14 protein-coding genes are annotated in these 15,119 nt (G+C 60.7%); 8 read left to right on the top strand and 6 right to left on the bottom strand.

Annotation, left to right across the window (positions count from 1 at the left end):
* Nucleotides 1-59: 59 nt before the first annotated feature.
* On the bottom strand, nucleotides 60-1,406 hold the full coding sequence (locus tag BLV67_RS07970) for a class II 3-deoxy-7-phosphoheptulonate synthase (protein ID WP_058422845.1): 1,347 nt from the start codon (nucleotides 1,404-1,406) through the stop codon (nucleotides 60-62).
* 124 nt (nucleotides 1,407-1,530) lie between these two features.
* Here BLV67_RS07970 and BLV67_RS07965 point away from each other — a divergent pair, with 124 nt between their 5' ends.
* Nucleotides 1,531-2,286: a spermidine synthase gene (locus BLV67_RS07965; protein ID WP_069788700.1), complete on the top strand. Its 756-nt coding sequence runs from the start codon at nucleotides 1,531-1,533 to the stop codon at nucleotides 2,284-2,286.
* A 133-nt stretch (nucleotides 2,287-2,419) separates the two neighbouring features.
* On the opposite strand, the gene BLV67_RS07960 is transcribed toward BLV67_RS07965, so the two are convergent.
* The gene (locus BLV67_RS07960) at nucleotides 2,420-3,211 is read right to left on the bottom strand and encodes a crotonase/enoyl-CoA hydratase family protein (protein ID WP_069788701.1); all 792 of its coding nucleotides are present in this window, start codon (nucleotides 3,209-3,211) and stop codon (nucleotides 2,420-2,422) included.
* Nucleotides 3,212-3,635: 424 nt separating this feature from the next.
* Here BLV67_RS07960 and BLV67_RS07955 point away from each other — a divergent pair, with 424 nt between their 5' ends.
* Complete coding sequence (locus BLV67_RS07955; protein WP_017136163.1) at nucleotides 3,636-5,309, top strand: DEAD/DEAH box helicase; 1,674 nt, start codon at nucleotides 3,636-3,638, stop codon at nucleotides 5,307-5,309.
* 119 nt (nucleotides 5,310-5,428) lie between these two features.
* Here the strand turns inward: BLV67_RS07955 and BLV67_RS07950 are convergent, their stop codons facing one another.
* Nucleotides 5,429-6,196, bottom strand: coding sequence for a DODA-type extradiol aromatic ring-opening family dioxygenase (locus tag BLV67_RS07950; RefSeq protein ID WP_069788702.1), 768 nt, complete (start codon nucleotides 6,194-6,196; stop codon nucleotides 5,429-5,431).
* A gap of 103 nt (nucleotides 6,197-6,299) precedes the next feature.
* On the opposite strand from BLV67_RS07950, the gene BLV67_RS07945 reads away from it, so the two are divergent.
* Entirely contained in the window at nucleotides 6,300-6,956 is a 657-nt protein-coding gene (locus BLV67_RS07945; protein WP_069788703.1) for a thiopurine S-methyltransferase, read from the top strand.
* A gap of 171 nt (nucleotides 6,957-7,127) precedes the next feature.
* Here the strand turns inward: BLV67_RS07945 and htpX are convergent, their stop codons facing one another.
* Nucleotides 7,128-8,015, bottom strand: coding sequence for a protease HtpX (gene htpX, locus BLV67_RS07940; protein ID WP_056857171.1), 888 nt, complete (start codon nucleotides 8,013-8,015; stop codon nucleotides 7,128-7,130).
* Between the two features lie 305 nt (nucleotides 8,016-8,320).
* Nucleotides 8,321-9,532 carry a pyridoxal phosphate-dependent aminotransferase gene (locus BLV67_RS07935; protein WP_012723006.1) on the bottom strand — a complete coding sequence of 404 codons (1,212 nt, stop codon included), beginning with the start codon at nucleotides 9,530-9,532 and terminating at the stop codon, nucleotides 8,321-8,323.
* A gap of 202 nt (nucleotides 9,533-9,734) precedes the next feature.
* Here BLV67_RS07935 and msrB point away from each other — a divergent pair, with 202 nt between their 5' ends.
* The 3 genes from msrB (at nucleotide 9,735) to BLV67_RS07920 (ending at nucleotide 11,307) form a co-directional block, all read left to right on the top strand.
* A complete protein-coding gene (msrB, locus tag BLV67_RS07930) occupies nucleotides 9,735-10,127 on the top strand; it encodes a peptide-methionine (R)-S-oxide reductase MsrB (protein ID WP_069788704.1) in 393 nt (130 codons plus the stop codon).
* Nucleotides 10,128-10,333: 206 nt separating this feature from the next.
* Entirely contained in the window at nucleotides 10,334-10,819 is a 486-nt protein-coding gene (locus tag BLV67_RS07925; RefSeq protein WP_065912391.1) for a glutathione peroxidase, read from the top strand.
* Nucleotides 10,816-11,307: a MarR family winged helix-turn-helix transcriptional regulator gene (locus BLV67_RS07920; RefSeq protein WP_065912393.1), complete on the top strand. Its 492-nt coding sequence runs from the start codon at nucleotides 10,816-10,818 to the stop codon at nucleotides 11,305-11,307. Before BLV67_RS07925 ends, BLV67_RS07920 begins: the two co-directional genes overlap by 4 nt.
* Here the strand turns inward: BLV67_RS07920 and BLV67_RS07915 are convergent.
* On the bottom strand, nucleotides 11,261-13,570 hold the full coding sequence (locus BLV67_RS07915; RefSeq protein ID WP_069788705.1) for a hybrid sensor histidine kinase/response regulator: 2,310 nt from the start codon (nucleotides 13,568-13,570) through the stop codon (nucleotides 11,261-11,263). The two genes, BLV67_RS07920 and BLV67_RS07915, sit on opposite strands and share 47 nt — an antisense overlap.
* Before the next feature lie 163 nt (nucleotides 13,571-13,733).
* Between BLV67_RS07915 and BLV67_RS07910 the strand changes: the two genes are divergently transcribed.
* The gene (locus tag BLV67_RS07910) at nucleotides 13,734-14,624 is read left to right on the top strand and encodes an ATP-binding protein (protein ID WP_069788706.1); all 891 of its coding nucleotides are present in this window, start codon (nucleotides 13,734-13,736) and stop codon (nucleotides 14,622-14,624) included.
* The gene (locus BLV67_RS07905; RefSeq protein ID WP_065912401.1) at nucleotides 14,621-15,103 is read left to right on the top strand and encodes a GAF domain-containing protein; all 483 of its coding nucleotides are present in this window, start codon (nucleotides 14,621-14,623) and stop codon (nucleotides 15,101-15,103) included. Before BLV67_RS07910 ends, BLV67_RS07905 begins: the two co-directional genes overlap by 4 nt.
* The last annotated feature ends 16 nt before the right edge of the window (nucleotides 15,104-15,119 follow it).

Here is a 15,119-nt window from a genome sequence, read left to right as displayed (position 1 = left end):
TCAGGGTGGCTTCGCCACCCAACGCGGGGCAAGCCCGCTCGCCACAACAAGCCTATGAGTCAGCGTTTGACTTGCTTCAACGTCTCGGCAATCAGAAACGCCAATTCCAGCGACTGGTCGGCATTCATCCGTGGGTCACAGTGGGTGTGATAACGGTCCGACAAACCATCTTCGGTAATCGGCCGTGCGCCGCCGATGCATTCGGTGACGTTCTGCCCGGTCATCTCGATATGGATCCCGCCGGCATAGCTGCCCTCGGCCTGGTGCACCTGGAAGAACTCCTTCACCTCGCCAAGAATCTGCGCAAAGTCGCGGGTCTTGTAGCCGCTGCTGGCCTTGATGGTGTTGCCGTGCATCGGGTCCGAACTCCACAGCACCTGTTTGCCCTCGCGCTGTACCGCACGAATCAGGTTGGGCAGGTGGTCGCCGACCTTGCCGGCGCCCATGCGCGCGATCAGGTTGAGGCGGCCTGGATCGTTGTCCGGGTTGAGGATGTCGATCAGGCGGATCAGGTCCTCAGGCTTCATGCTTGGGCCGACCTTGACCCCGATCGGGTTGTTGACCCCGCGCAGGAACTCGACATGGGCGCCGTCCAGCTGACGGGTGCGGTCACCGATCCAGAGCATATGGGCCGAGCAGTCGTAATAGTCATTGGTCAGGCTGTCGCGGCGCACGAAGGCTTGTTCATAGTTCAGCAGCAGCGCTTCGTGGGCGGTGAAGAAGCTGGTTTCGCGCAGTTGCGGCGAGCTGTCCATGCCGCAGGCACGCATGAACGCCAGGGTTTCGTCGATGCGGTCGGCCAGTTGGCTGTATTTTTCGGCCAGCGCGGAGTTGGCGATAAAGTCCAGGTTCCACTTATGCACCTGGTGCAGGTCGGCAAACCCGCCCTGGGCAAACGCACGCAGCAAATTCAGGGTGGCAGTGGACTGGTGGTAGGACTGCAGCAGGCGGTCCGGGTCCGGCACGCGGCTTTTTTCATCGAAGCCGATGCCGTTGACGATGTCGCCACGGTAGGCGGGCAGGGTGACGCCGTCGATGGTTTCATCGTTGGCCGAGCGCGGCTTGGCGAACTGGCCGGCCATGCGTCCGACCTTGACCACCGGGCAACCGGCGGCGAAGGTCATCACGATCGCCATCTGCAGCAGCACCTTGAAGGTGTCGCGGATTTTTGCCGCAGAAAACTCGGCAAAGCTCTCGGCGCAGTCGCCACCCTGCAACAGGAAGGCGCGGCCCTGGGTCACTTCGGCAAACTGGCGGCGCAATTCGCGGGCTTCCCCGGCAAACACCAGTGGCGGGTAGCTGGCCAGGCTTTGCTCCACGTGCAGCAAGTGCGCAGCGTCCGGGTACTGGGGTTGTTGCTGGATCGGCAGGGCGCGCCAGCTGTCGGGGCTCCAGGGTTGGCTCATCATGAACTCGATAGGTTGATTGACGGTCGGGCGCCAATGTTAGCAGCAATTAGTGCGTGACCTGTTGCCGCCGCTTGGCCGACAATCGCGCCTTTGCCGTGCGGTAAACCCTTTAGGAGTAGTGATGAGCGAGGAGCGTGTCGAGCGCCTGCTGGCCGAAGTCCATGATGATTTCGGCATGATCCGTGTGCTCGAAGTGGCCGATTACCGTTTTCTCGAGTTTGGCGATGCCATCGAGCAAAGCTGCGTGTTTACCGCCGACCCGAGCTGGCTGGAGTATGACTACACCCGTGCGATGTTGATTGGCGCGTTGTGCCATGAGCAACCGGAGAGCGCGCTGTTCCTCGGCCTGGGCGCCGGCACGCTGACCCAGGCGTGCCTCAAGTTTCTGCCGCTGGAAGACGTCGAGGCCATTGAACTGCGCCCGGATGTGCCGCGCCTGGCCATCGAGTACCTGGGGCTGGATGACGACCCGCGCTTGTACATCCGCATTGGTGACGCGCTGCAATTGCTCGATACCGCCGAGTCGGCCGACCTGATCTTTGTCGACCTGTACACCGATGTCGGCCCGGGCGTCGGGCACCTGGCCTGGACCTTCCTGGAAAACTGCCAGAAAAAGCTCAACCCCGGCGGCTGGCTGGTGATCAACCAGTGGGCGACCGATGACGGTAAACCATTGGGCGCGGCGTTGTTGCGCGGGTTGTATCACCGGCATTACTGGGAACTGCCGGTGAAGGAGGGCAATGTGATTTTGCTGGTGCCTTCGGAGCTGGATCAAGAGCTTGATCTGGGTGCCCTCACGGCGCGCGCCGAGGCGTTGGCGCCGCGGCTGGGGTACTCGTTGCAGGCGTTGATCAAGGCGATTCGGCCGGCGACTTAGTTGCCTGTACCGGCCTCTTCGCGAGCAAGCCCGCTCCCACATTCGACTGCATTCCAAAGGATGTACGCGTAAAAATGTGGGAGCGGGCTTGCTCGCGAAGAGGCCACTCCTGTAGACAGCGATTCCAGGGTATTCAAATCCCCTTGAACACCCCCGGCCGCTTCTCGATCATGGCCCGCACACCTTCCTTGGCATCCTCGCTGTTGAGCAGCTTCTCCACCACCCCCTGCAACCCTGCCGCCGCAACGGTTTCGCCTTCCATGCGCGCCTGACGTGCCGACATCAATGTCGCCTGCACCCCTAACGGCGCCTGGCGGGCAATGCGGCTGGCCAGCTCGATGGCGCGCGGCAGCAGGTCTTCACTGGCCATCACTTCCTGCACCAGCCCCAGCCGCAGCGCCTCATGGGCGTCGAATTCATCGCCGGTCAGCAGCCAGCGCATGGCGTTGCCCCAGCCGGCAATCTGATGAAAACGCAGGGTCGCGCCGCCGAACGGGAAGATCCCGCGCTGCACTTCCATCTGTGCAAAGCGCGTGTTGCTGGCACAGAGGTTGATATCCGCCGCCAGCATCAACTCGATACCGATGGTCAGGCAGTAACCCTGGGCCGCGACGATCACCGGTTTATTGACGCGGGGGCCGGCAAACACGCCCCACGGATCGCAGCCGCCCAACGGTGGTTGCCAGCCTCCCGACATCACGCCACTGACATTGGCCAGGTCCAGCCCGGCGGTAAAATGCTCGCCGTGGGCAAATACCACCGCGACCCGAGCGTCGTCGTTTCGATCAAATTCGCCATAGGCCAGGCTCAGCTCATTGAGCAGGTCCAGGTCAAAGGCATTGCGCTTGGCCACTCGATCCAGCCCCAACAGCAGGACATGACCCTTTAATTCACGGCTGACGCGACTGCTGCTGGCTTGATTCATCGGGGGTGGCCTCGGGGGCTTGGGTAGGGTTTTAGACCAATGGGTCTTGATGCACAGGTGAACCGTTTAAATGTTGTGACCAACAGGGCCGGGCCTTTGAAAAATAGACCTTGGCGCGGGTATGCGCAAAGACTGTGACGCAGCGCGGTATATCGGCACTTTCGGATAAAAAAAGCTCCCTTTTTCAGCTATTTCCGGTATAGTGCGCGCCGGCCTTTAACCGGGCCGCGTTTAGGTAGCGCAATTCCCCGAAGTCAGCTTCGGCTGCACGTCCGCACAGCGGACTCTCCCTTGACGAATCTTTTTCATTCATTCGTTTTCGCAAATCCCCGCCGACAAAGCAGCCAGGGCGACTCTTGAGTCTCAACACGGCATGCGCAGCTTTGGAGCATGGGTCTTTGCGGATGCACTTAGAGGCAGACCCATGACCCAGGAAACCGGCGGCTTCGCCGCTTTTAATCTTAACCCGAACATTCTTGCTGCCGTCATTGCGACCGGCTACGAAGAACCTTCGGCTATTCAGCAGCAATCGATCCCGATCATCATGGCCGGCCAAGACATGATTGGCCAGGCGCAAACCGGTACCGGTAAAACCGCCGCGTTCGCCCTGCCTATCCTGCACTGCATCGATCCTGCCAAGCGCGAGCCGCAAGCCCTGATCCTGGCGCCAACCCGTGAGTTGGCGCTGCAAGTAGCAACCGCTTTTGAAACCTACGCCAAGCAAATGCCAGGCGTAACCGTTGTGGCCGTTTACGGCGGCGCGCCTATGGGCCCACAACTCAAAGCAATCCGTAACGGCGCACAGATCGTTGTCGCCACCCCGGGCCGTCTGTGCGACCACCTGCGTCGTGACGAGAAAGTGCTGTCGACCGTGAACCACCTGGTTCTGGACGAAGCTGACGAAATGTTGAAGCTGGGCTTCATGGATGACCTGGAAGTCATCTTTAAAGCGCTGCCACCGACCCGTCAGACCGTACTGTTCTCGGCCACCCTGCCACAGTCGATCCGTGCCATTGCCGAACGCCACCTGCGCGATCCGCAACACGTGAAGATCCAGACCAAGACTCAGACCGTTACCGCGATCGAACAGGCTCACCTGTTGGTTCACGCTGACCAGAAGACCTCGGCTGTATTGAGCCTGCTGGAAGTCGAAGACTTCGACGCCCTGATCATGTTCGTGCGCACCAAGCAAGCGACCCTGGACCTGGCCAGCGCCCTGGAAGCCAAAGGCTACAAAGCCGCTGCGCTGAACGGTGACATTGCCCAGAACCAGCGTGAGCGTGTGATCGACTCCCTCAAGGATGGCCGTCTGGACATCGTTGTGGCGACCGACGTTGCCGCCCGTGGCCTCGACGTTCCACGTATCACCCACGTGTTCAACGTTGACATGCCTTACGATCCAGAGTCCTACGTTCACCGTATCGGCCGTACCGGCCGTGCGGGTCGCGAAGGTCGTGCATTGTTGCTGGTGACTCCACGTGAGCGCCGCATGCTGCAAGTGATCGAGCGTGTCACCGGTCAGAAAGTTGCCGAAGTCCGCCTGCCGGATGCCCAGGCCGTTCTCGATGCGCGCATCAAGAAACTGACCAACAGCCTGTCGCCGCTGGTGGCTGACGCTGAATCGACCCACGGCGACCTGCTGGACCGCCTGACTGCCGATATCGGTTGCACCCCACGTGCCCTGGCTGCAGCTCTGCTGCGCAAAGCCACCAACGGTCAGGCCCTGACCCTGGCAGCGATCGAGAAAGAACGCCCGCTGGTACCGAACAACGCGCCACGCGGTGATCGTCCAGAGCGTACTGGCGACCGTCCGGACCGTGGTGATCGTGAGCGTCGCGCTCCGGTTCCATTGGCCGAAGGCCGTGCTCGTTGCCGTACCGCGCTGGGCGCGCGTGACGGTATCGCCGCCAAGAACCTGCTGGGCGCTATCCTCAATGAGGGTGGCCTGGCACGTGAAGCCATCGGTCGCATCCAGGTGCGTGACAGCTTCTCCCTGGTGGAGCTGCCGGAAGACGGTCTGGAAAAACTGCTGGCCAAGCTCAAAGACACTCGCGTTGCCGGTAAGCAGTTGAAGCTGCGTCGCTACCGCGAAGATTGATCTGCCCTTGGGCTGATTGATCGCACATAAAAAATCCCCGACTGGTTCGGGGATTTTTTTTGCCTGATCGTTCCCACGCTCTGCGTGGGAATGCCGCCCCGGACGCTCCGCGTCCTGTCTTACCCGAAACGATAGATGTCCATACCCAGCGCGCCCAAGGTGAACCCCTGATGCGCCACACTGAAATCCCCTCCGGCGCCCCGTGCAAAGTACAACGGCAACAAGTGTTCATCGCTGGGATGGCTGCGCACGGCGTGTGGCGCCTGGCGGCGATAGTCGTGCAGGGCCGCTTCATCGTTGGCGGCAAGTTTATCCACCATCCAATCGCGAAAATCCCGTGCCCAGGGCTCGATGCTCTCGGGTCCGGCGCGCCAGTTCAGCTCACCCAGGTTATGGGTGATGCTGCCGGAGCCGATCAACAGCACACCCTGTTCACCCAGGCTCGCCAGGGCATGCCCGACTCGGGTTTGCAGTGCCGGGCCCATGCGGCTGGGCAAGGACACCTGCACCACCGGAATATCCGCCGCCGGGTACATCAGTGACAGCGGTACCCAGGTGCCGTGGTCGAAGGGGCGACGTGCATCGAGTTGCGCATCCAGGCCATCGGCTTGCAACAGCTCGACGATCTGCGCGGCCAGCTGCGGGTTGCCCGGTGCCGGGTACTGCACGGCAAACAGTTCGGCAGGGAAGCCGCCGAAGTCGTGCCAGGTTTCCGGGGCGGCGCTGCCCGTGACGAGTAATTCGTGGCTTTCCCAATGCGCCGATACCACCACAATCGCTTTTGGCCGTGGCAGTTCAGCCGCCAGACGGCGCAGCGCAGGGCCACTGGCGCCGGGTTGCAGGGCGAGCATGGGCGAGCCGTGGGAGATAAACAGGCTGGGGAGCATAAGTCGGGTCCTGAGGGTTAACATAGGCCCATCTTCAATCAGATCATTGATCTAAATCTAATATAAGTTTTAGCGCCTTTTGATCGAATTTTCAGGGTGATTTATGCAACCTAAGTTTTGGCAAGAGCGCTGGGCGCGCAATCAGATTGGCTTTCACCAGCCCGACGTCAACCCTTACCTGCAACGGCATTGGCCGAAACTGGCACTGCCGGACGGCGCAAAAGTGCTGGTGCCGTTGTGTGGCAAGAGCCTGGATTTGATCTGGCTCGAAAGCCTTGGGTATCGCGTAATGGGCGTGGAACTGTCGGAGCAGGCGGTTGAAGCCTTCTTCAATGAGCAAGCGTTGACGCCGCATATCCGCCAGCAAGGCGCGTTCAAGGTGTATGTATCCGGCTTGATCGAGGTGTGGTGCGGCGACTTCCTCGCCATTGACGCCGAGGCAGTGACCGATTGCACTGCACTCTATGACCGCGCGGCGTTGATCGCTTTGCCGCCGCTGATGCGGGCGCAATACGCTGAGCATTTGAATACGCTTGTGCGCCCTGGCTGCAAGGGGCTGCTGATTACCCTGGATTATGATCAGACGCAGAAGGCTGGGCCGCCGTTTGCGGTGACTGACGAAGAAGTCAGGGTGTTGCTGGGTTTGCGTTGGAGCTTGGAGATATTGGAGGAGCGAGACATCCTGAGTGAGAGCTGGAAGGCTATGCAGGATGGCGTCACGCGGCTTGATGAGCGTGTGTATCAGCTGACTATGCGTTGACCCAGCCATCGCCATCGCGGACAAGCCCGGCTCCCACATTGGAATGCGTTCACTGTGGGAGCCGGGCTTGCCCGCGATGGCGTTATCAGCACCCACAAAAAAGGGGCGACCAAGTCGCCCCTTTTTGTGTCACTGCAAAGCCGTCACTGCAAAGCCATCATCGCTGAGCTATCAGCCCCGGCGACGCAGCGCATCGATACGCTCCTCCAGCGGCGGGTGGCTCATGAAGAAGCGGGCAAAGCCTTGCTTGATGCCACCGTTGATGCCAAATGCGGTCAGGCTGTCGGGCATGTGCACCGGCAGGCCTTGTTCCGAGCGCAAGTGTTGCAGCGCTGCGATCATCGCCCCGGTGCCGGCCAGGCGGGCACCGGCTTCGTCTGCGCGGAATTCGCGTCTGCGCGAGAACCACATGGTGATCGCGCTGGCCAGGAAGCCCAGTACCACTTCGGCAAAGATAGTCGCCACGAAGTAGGCGATGCCACGGCCTTCTTCGTTCTTGAAGATCACCTTGTCGACAAAGTTGCCGATGATCCGTGCGAAGAACATCACAAAGGTGTTCACCACGCCTTGTACCAGCGCCAGGGTGACCATGTCGCCATTGGCCACATGGCCGATCTCGTGGGCCAGCACGGCCTTCACTTCGTCGTAGGAGAAGCGTTCGAGCATGCCCTGGCTCACCGCAACGAGCGCGTCGTTCTTGTTCCAGCCGGTGGCGAAGGCGTTGGCTTCATAGGCGGGGAAGATCCCGACCTCAGGCATCTTGATGCCGGCCTCGCGGGACAGTTGCTCAACGGTTTGCAGCAACCATTGCTCATGCCGGGTGCGTGGCTGGGTGATGACCTGGGTGCTGGTGCTCATCTTCGCCATCCATTTGGAGATGAACAGCGAAAACAGCGAGCCGGCAAAACCAAAGACCGCACAGAAAACCAGCAGCTGATTGAGGTTCAGATCAACCCCGTTGGCCGCCATGAACCCGTTGAAGCCGAAAAGGCTCAGGGTGATGCTGGCAATCAGCACGACCGCCAGGTTAGTGGCCAAGAACAGCAGGATGCGCATCATGGTTGTAGAGTTCTCCTCATGCTTAATATGTCGCGTACTGCGGGGTATATAAGGTGCGGCCTGGGGTGATTCAACCGAGCGACTATTTCAAACTGTGTCCTACAGCATCAATGTAGAGCCTTGAAGGGAAATTCTGACCTGAAAAGTGACCGCTGATCACCACGCTCATGCCTTGGCGCCCTGTAATTACAAGGGGCTGACCGGTGCGTGGGGTGCAGTGGCAAGCGAGGAGGGGAGGCAGGCTAGAGAAGTGTTGCCAGATACTCGCTGTACGACCGAATGGCGGTCGTACAGCGACTTTTACATTACTGGCGATAGGACTTGAGGAAGTTGCCGATGCGACCAATGGCCATGTCCAGGTCATCCACGCGCGGCAAAGTCACCACGCGGAAGTGATCCGGCCACGGCCAGTTGAACGCCGTTCCCTGCACCACCAGCAGCTTTTCCGACAGCAGCAGGTCGAGCACGAATTTCTCGTCGTTGAGAATCGGGCAGACTTTCGGGTCGATGCGCGGGAAGGCATACAGCGCGCCCATGGGTTTCACGCAGCTGACGCCCGGGATCGCGTTGAGCAGTTCCCAGGTGCGGTTGCGTTGTTCCAATAGACGGCCCTGGGGCAAGATCAGGTCGTTGATGCTCTGGTAGCCGCCGAGGGCGGTCTGGATCGCATGCTGGCTCGGCACGTTGGCGCACAGGCGCATATTGGCCAGCATGTCGATGCCTTCGATGTAGCTCTGGGCATTGTGCTTGGGGCCCGAGATGGCGATCCAGCCGGAACGGAAACCCGCCACCCGATAGGACTTGGACAGGCCGTTGAAGGTCAGGCACAGCAGGTCCGGCGCGAGGGAGCCGGTGCAGATGTGCACGGCGTCGTCGTAGAGGATCTTGTCGTAGATCTCGTCGGAGAACACCACCAGATTGTGCTGGCGCGCCAGTTCGAGCATGCCCAGCAACACTTCTTTGGAATAGACCGCGCCGGTGGGGTTGTTCGGGTTGATGATCACCAGGGCCTTGGTATTCGGGGTGATCTTGGCCTTGATGTCGGCCAGGTCCGGGAACCAGTCCGCGCCTTCATCGCACAGGTAGTGCACCGGGTGGCCGCCGGCCAGGGTCACGGCGGCGGTCCACAGCGGGTAGTCGGGCGCCGGCACCAGCACTTCATCGCCATTGTTGAGCAAGGCCTGCATGGACATCACGATCAGCTCGGACACGCCGTTGCCCAGGTAGATGTCTTCGATGCCGACACCTTCCACCTGCTTTTGCTGGTAGTACTGCATCACGGCTTTACGGGCGCTGAACAGGCCTTTGGAGTCGCTGTAGCCCTGGGCGGTCGGCAGGTTGCGGATCACGTCCTGGAGGATTTCGTCCGGCGCTTCGAAACCAAAGGGCGCCGGGTTGCCAATGTTCAGCTTGAGGATGCGATGGCCTTCCTCTTCCAGGCGTTTGGCGTGCTTGAGCACTGGGCCGCGAATGTCGTAGCAGACGTTGGCGAGCTTGTTCGATTTGCTGACCTGCATGGCGATGTGATCCTGAAAATGAACGATCCAGACGGCGTGGACACTACCGTACTGCGAAACCTGCGGGGCCCGCACCCATAAATACGTTTGAATGCCGGTAGCGCGGGTGCCAGACTGGCGTTTTGAAGAGGCGCAATCATACGTGCCGCCTGATCCATGGAAAAGACACAGATCAGGGTTTTTCAGTTGCCGAGGTGTACCGATGGATAAGTTGCAGAAAACCGTTGATGAATGGAAGGCGATGCTTGATCCGGAGCAGTACAACGTGTGCCGTCTCAAAGGCACCGAGCGACCTTTCAGCGGCAAATACAATGCCACCAAGACCGATGGCGTGTACCACTGCATTTGCTGCAATGAGCCGCTGTTCGATTCCACCACCAAGTTCGATTCCGGCTGCGGCTGGCCGAGCTTCTACGCACCGATTGCCGACAGCGCGATGATCGAGATCCGTGACGTCAGCCACGGCATGATCCGCACCGAAGTCACCTGCGCCAAGTGCGACGCGCACCTGGGGCATGTGTTCCCGGACGGCCCGCCGCCCACCGGCCTGCGTTACTGCATCAACTCGGTGTGCCTGGACCTCGTTCCAAGCTGACTGATCGTTCCCGCGCTCCGCGTGGCAATGCCTCCTGTGACGCTCCGCATCACGACTTTAGAAGCGAACGCAGAGCGTTCGGGGCTGCATTCCCACGCAGAGCGTGGGAACGATCTATGTAAAAGCATCACTGCGGTCAATTAAATTGCACACAATTGAATTGCCTACTATCTTTGCAGTTCTTTCCCCGTATTCGAGGCGCTGCCATGAGCGACAACCTGCTGAGCATCCCGTGCACCACCATCAAGGGTGAGCAAAAGACCTTGGCCGATTTTGCCGGCAAGGCCATTTTGGTGGTCAACACCGCCAGCAAATGTGGCTTCACCCCGCAGTACAAGGGCCTGGAGCAGGTTTGGCAGCAGTACAAGGATCAAGGCCTGGTGGTGCTGGGCTTTCCCTGCAATCAGTTCGGCAAACAGGAACCTGGCAACGAAGGGGCGATTTCCGAGTTCTGCGAGCTGAACTTCGGCGTCAGCTTCCCGCTGTTCAAGAAGATCGACGTGAATGGCAGCGACGCCCACCCCCTGTTCGTGCAACTGAAAAAACAAGCGCCGGGGCTGCTGGGCTCCCAACGCATCAAGTGGAACTTCACCAAGTTCCTGATCGGCCGTGATGGCAAGTTGGTTAAGCGTTTTGCCCCGACCACCAAGCCCGAAGCCCTGACCCAAGAGATCGAAGCCCTGCTCAAATGACCGACGTGCCCCGTGTGTCCCTGGCCCTGGACGACCAGCTGTGCTTCAAGCTCTATGCCGCGTCCCGCGCGGTAACGCGGGCGTACAAGCCGATGCTCGACCCGTTGGGCCTGACCTACCCGCAATATGTGGCAATGCTGGTGTTGTGGGAGTGGCACGCCGCCGCCCCGGCGCAACCCACAGTCAAAGCCCTGGGCGAGCGCCTGATGCTCGACTCGGGCACGCTGACGCCGTTGCTCAAGCGCCTGGAACAGTTGGCGTTGGTGCAGCGTCGGCGCAGCGCGCTGGATGAGCGCGAGGTGCATCTGAGCCTGAGCCCCGCGGGCGTGCAGTTGCGCGACCAGGCCCATGCCTTGAAAACCCGGCTGCTGTGCGACAGCGGCGTCGACCTGAACCAGGCCGACGTGTTGCGCAAGGGGCTGGACGAGTTGCTGGCGCAGATCAAAGGCTTGTCGAGTTCCGCACCCACAGGTCCAGCAGGGCCTTGAGCTCTTCGCGGCGAAACGGTTTGGCCAGGTAGTCATCCATTCCCGCCGCCCGGCAGCGCTCGCGCTCCTCCGCCAGGGCGTTGGCGGTCAAGGCGACGATAGGCAGTTCCGGCCAGCGCCCGCTGCGACGAATCTGCCGACTGGCCTCGTAGCCGTCCATCACCGGCATATTGCAGTCCATCAACACCATGTCGAAGCGCTGTTCTTCCAGCAATTTGAGCGCTTCGCCGCCATGGGCCGCCACGATCACTTCGCAGCCGAGCTTGCTGAGCATGCCCTTGGCCACCAGTTGATTGACCGGGTTGTCCTCCACCAGCAGGATGCGCGCGCGATGCGCCTGGGGCGCGGCCTCCATCTGGACAGGGTCGAGGATCAGTTGCGCCTCGCTGCGCAGGTTGCGTTGCAGAATCTGGTACAGCGCATTGCGACTCAGCGGGCGTGCCTGTTGCTGCAGCGGCATCAGGGCCGCGACTTCTTCGCTGGGCATGAAGTTGCCGTAGGCGGTCACCAGCAGAATCGGTGCGCTGATACCTGGGCGCAGGCGGAACAGGCACTCCGGGCAATCGGTGATCAGCAGGTCGGGGAGCAGCCCGGTCAAGTCATCGTCCTGGGAATAGCAGCGCAGCGCCAACCCCCAAGCCGGCAGCAAGGTGCCGAGCAATTCCGCCAGGCCGCTGCCGGCGTTGGTGATGGCGATGACTTCGCCCGCGAGTGGCGCTTGGCGTGCGGCCGGTAAATGTGTGGGCAGCGGCAGGTCGGCGCAGAACTGGCTGCCGAAGCCGACTTCCGAGCTGATGCTCAAGCGGCCCTTCATCGCTTCACACAGGTTATGCGTCAACGCCAGCCCCAGCCCGGTGCCGCCGAACTGGCGCGTGATACCCGCACCTGCCTGGGTAAACGGCTGGAATATCTTCACCTGCGCTTCCTGGACAATGCCGATGCCGGTGTCACAGACTTCGATTTTTACCCGGCCATTCTCGGCACTGAGGCGCACGTCGACGCGGCCGAAGCGGGTGAACTTCAAGGCATTGGACAGCAGGTTGCTGACGATTTGCCGTACCCGTGTCGGGTCGCCAATCACCTGCGCCGCAAACAGCGGGTCGATCAGGCAGGTCAACTCGACACTCGGCGCCGCGTTCTGCGACAGCAGGTTGGCGGTGTCCTCCACCAATGAGCCGAGGTCGAACGGGATGCGTTCGAGCTCCAACTGGCCGGCGTCGAATTTCGACAGGTCGAGGATGTCGTTGAGCAGTTCCACCAGCACCTTGCCCGAATCGTGGGCGATGGACAGTTGCTGGCGTTGTTCGGCGTTCAGCGGGCTGTCCAGCGACAGCGCGATCATGCCCAGCAAACCATTGAGCGGCGTGCGGATCTCATGGCTCATATTGGCCAGGAACGCGGCGCGCGCCTGGGCCATGGCCAGGGCGGTCAGTTTGGCGGCTTCGAGCTCATCGTTGGATTGGCTCAAGCGCTGGTTGCTGGCCTTGAGCTCAAGGGTGCGTGCCGAGACGATATCTTCCAGTTGGCCCAGGTATTCGGTAAGGCGGTCCTCGGCATGGCGCCGTTGCTGGATTTCGGTCTGCATGTTTTCGAATTGCTGGTTGGCGACGTTCACCAGCACGCCGATTTCATCGTTTTCGTGACCCGGCGGGCAATCCAGGCGGGCCTGCTTGCTGGTGCTCAGCGCACGGATAATGCGCACCAGCGGCTGGGTCAGCATCACGTAGAACAGGCCCAGCAGAATGCCTGTGAGCAGCAGGCTGCGGGCGAACCCGTTGAGCAGGGTAATCTCGGCACGGTGCAGGAAACGGCTGCCAAAGGCATAGGTGTCGACGTCCAGGCGCAGCACGCCGAGGGAGTCATTGGGCATGTGGCTCAGGAACAGTCGGTCTTCAAACAGGCGGTTGGCGCCAAACAGGAAGTCACTGATGGGCCGGTACGCGCTCTCTTTGCGCGGCCGGTTCACGTCGGCCAGCACCACGCCATTGTTATCGACCAGTTGCGCGTGGGTGACGGCCGGCGAGTGCAACAGGCCCAGGGCCAGTTCCTGGGCGAGTTCGGCGTCAATGTTGTAGGCGATACGTGAAGCAGGGTTATGACTGATTTCGATCAGTGAGCGTATTTCACGGTTGATCGAGGCGTCTTCGCTGACATAATCAATGCCGATTTGGATCAGGCTGAGCAACGTTCCCAAGACAAATCCGACTAGCACAGTCAATCGAGCTTGTTTATAAGACAAGCGGTGGGCGAACTTGATATCCATCGGGTGTTGAACCACTTCACGTTTCCCTTCGCCCGGCAAGCATAGCTGAACATCCACAGGCTATCGCTTGGTCGGTATGAATCGTTTTATACGCAGCCTCGTGGGGTCTGCCACAGGGTTGCCAATACGCCATCTTTTGCGACAACTTGCCAGAGGAATAATCGTGGACTCTCGATTGAATGCCTTTCTTGAGCGGGCCGATGCGGTTCTGGCTCGCCTGGAACCGCTGTTACCAGCACCGCGTCAAGCCATCGACTGGAATAATTGCCTCGCCGCCCGTTGGCAGCGCGAAGGCCGCAGCGGCTTTTTGCTGCCGTTGGAAGTGAGCCTGGACATGCGCCTGTCCGACCTTATCGGCGTGGACAAGCAACGTGAGCAACTGGCTCGCAACACTCAGCAATTTCTTGATGGCCTGCCCGCCAACCATGCGTTGCTGTGGGGCTCGCGCGGCACCGGCAAATCCTCCATGGTGCGCGCCTTGCTGTCCCAGCATGCCAAGGCCGGTTTGCGCCTGATTGAAATCGAGCGCGACCACCTGGCTGACCTGCCGCGCGTGGTCGAGCAACTGCTCAAGCTGCCGCAGCGGTTCATCCTGTTCTGTGACGACCTGTCTTTTGAAGCGGGTGAGGGTGATTATCGCGTACTCAAGAGCGTGCTGGACGGCTCCCTTGAGCAAGCGCCGGAAAACGTCTTGCTGTATGCCACTTCCAACCGTCGTCACCTGGTGCCGGAAAACCAGAGCGACAATGACAATTGGAAGCGCGTGGACGGTGAGTTGCACCCCAGTGAGGCAGTGGAAGACAAGATTGCCTTGTCCGACCGTTTTGGTTTGTGGCTGTCGTTCTACCCGTTCAGCCAGGAACACTTCCTGGACGTGGTCGAACACTGGATCGGCGAACTGGCCAACAAGGCCGGCTTGCAGTGGCAGCGTGATGAAGCCCTCGACATCCTGGCCGTGCGCTGGGCCACCGGGCGTGGCAACCGCAACGGCCGGTGCGCGTATCAATTCGCCCGTTACTGGGTAGGTCTCAAGTTGTTGGAGCGTCAACCATGATCGATTTACAACAGGCCGGCACCGGCCTGGACGGTTATGCCATGCTCTGCGCGCAGCTGGAATCGCTGCTCGCCGATGAGCGTGACTTTATCGCCAACAGTGCGCAGTTCTCGGCGTTCCTGTTCAACCAGTTGGACGACTTGAACTGGGCGGGCTTCTACCTCAATCGCAATGAAGAACTGGTGCTTGGTCCGTTCCAGGGCCAGATCGCTTGCGTGCGTATCCCCTTCGGGCGTGGCGTCTGCGGCGCGGCAGCGGCATCGCGCCAAACCCAGCGGGTGGAAGATGTGCATGCATTCGCGGGCCATATTGCCTGTGACAGCGCTTCCAACAGCGAACTGGTGGTGCCATTGGTCAAGGATGGCCGGCTGGTGGGTGTGCTGGATCTGGACAGCCCGTCGCTGGCCCGTTTCAGCGAGCAGGACCAGGCAGGCATCGAGCAGTTGGCGGCGATTTTCCTGCGGTTGACCGACTGCTGATCCAGCAGGAGAGGGC

The organism is Pseudomonas salomonii, from assembly GCF_900107155.1.
GTDB lineage: Bacteria > Pseudomonadota > Gammaproteobacteria > Pseudomonadales > Pseudomonadaceae > Aquipseudomonas > Aquipseudomonas salomonii.
The sequence above is the reverse complement of the archived record's forward strand: the minus strand, read 5'-3'. Positions and strand labels throughout refer to the sequence as shown.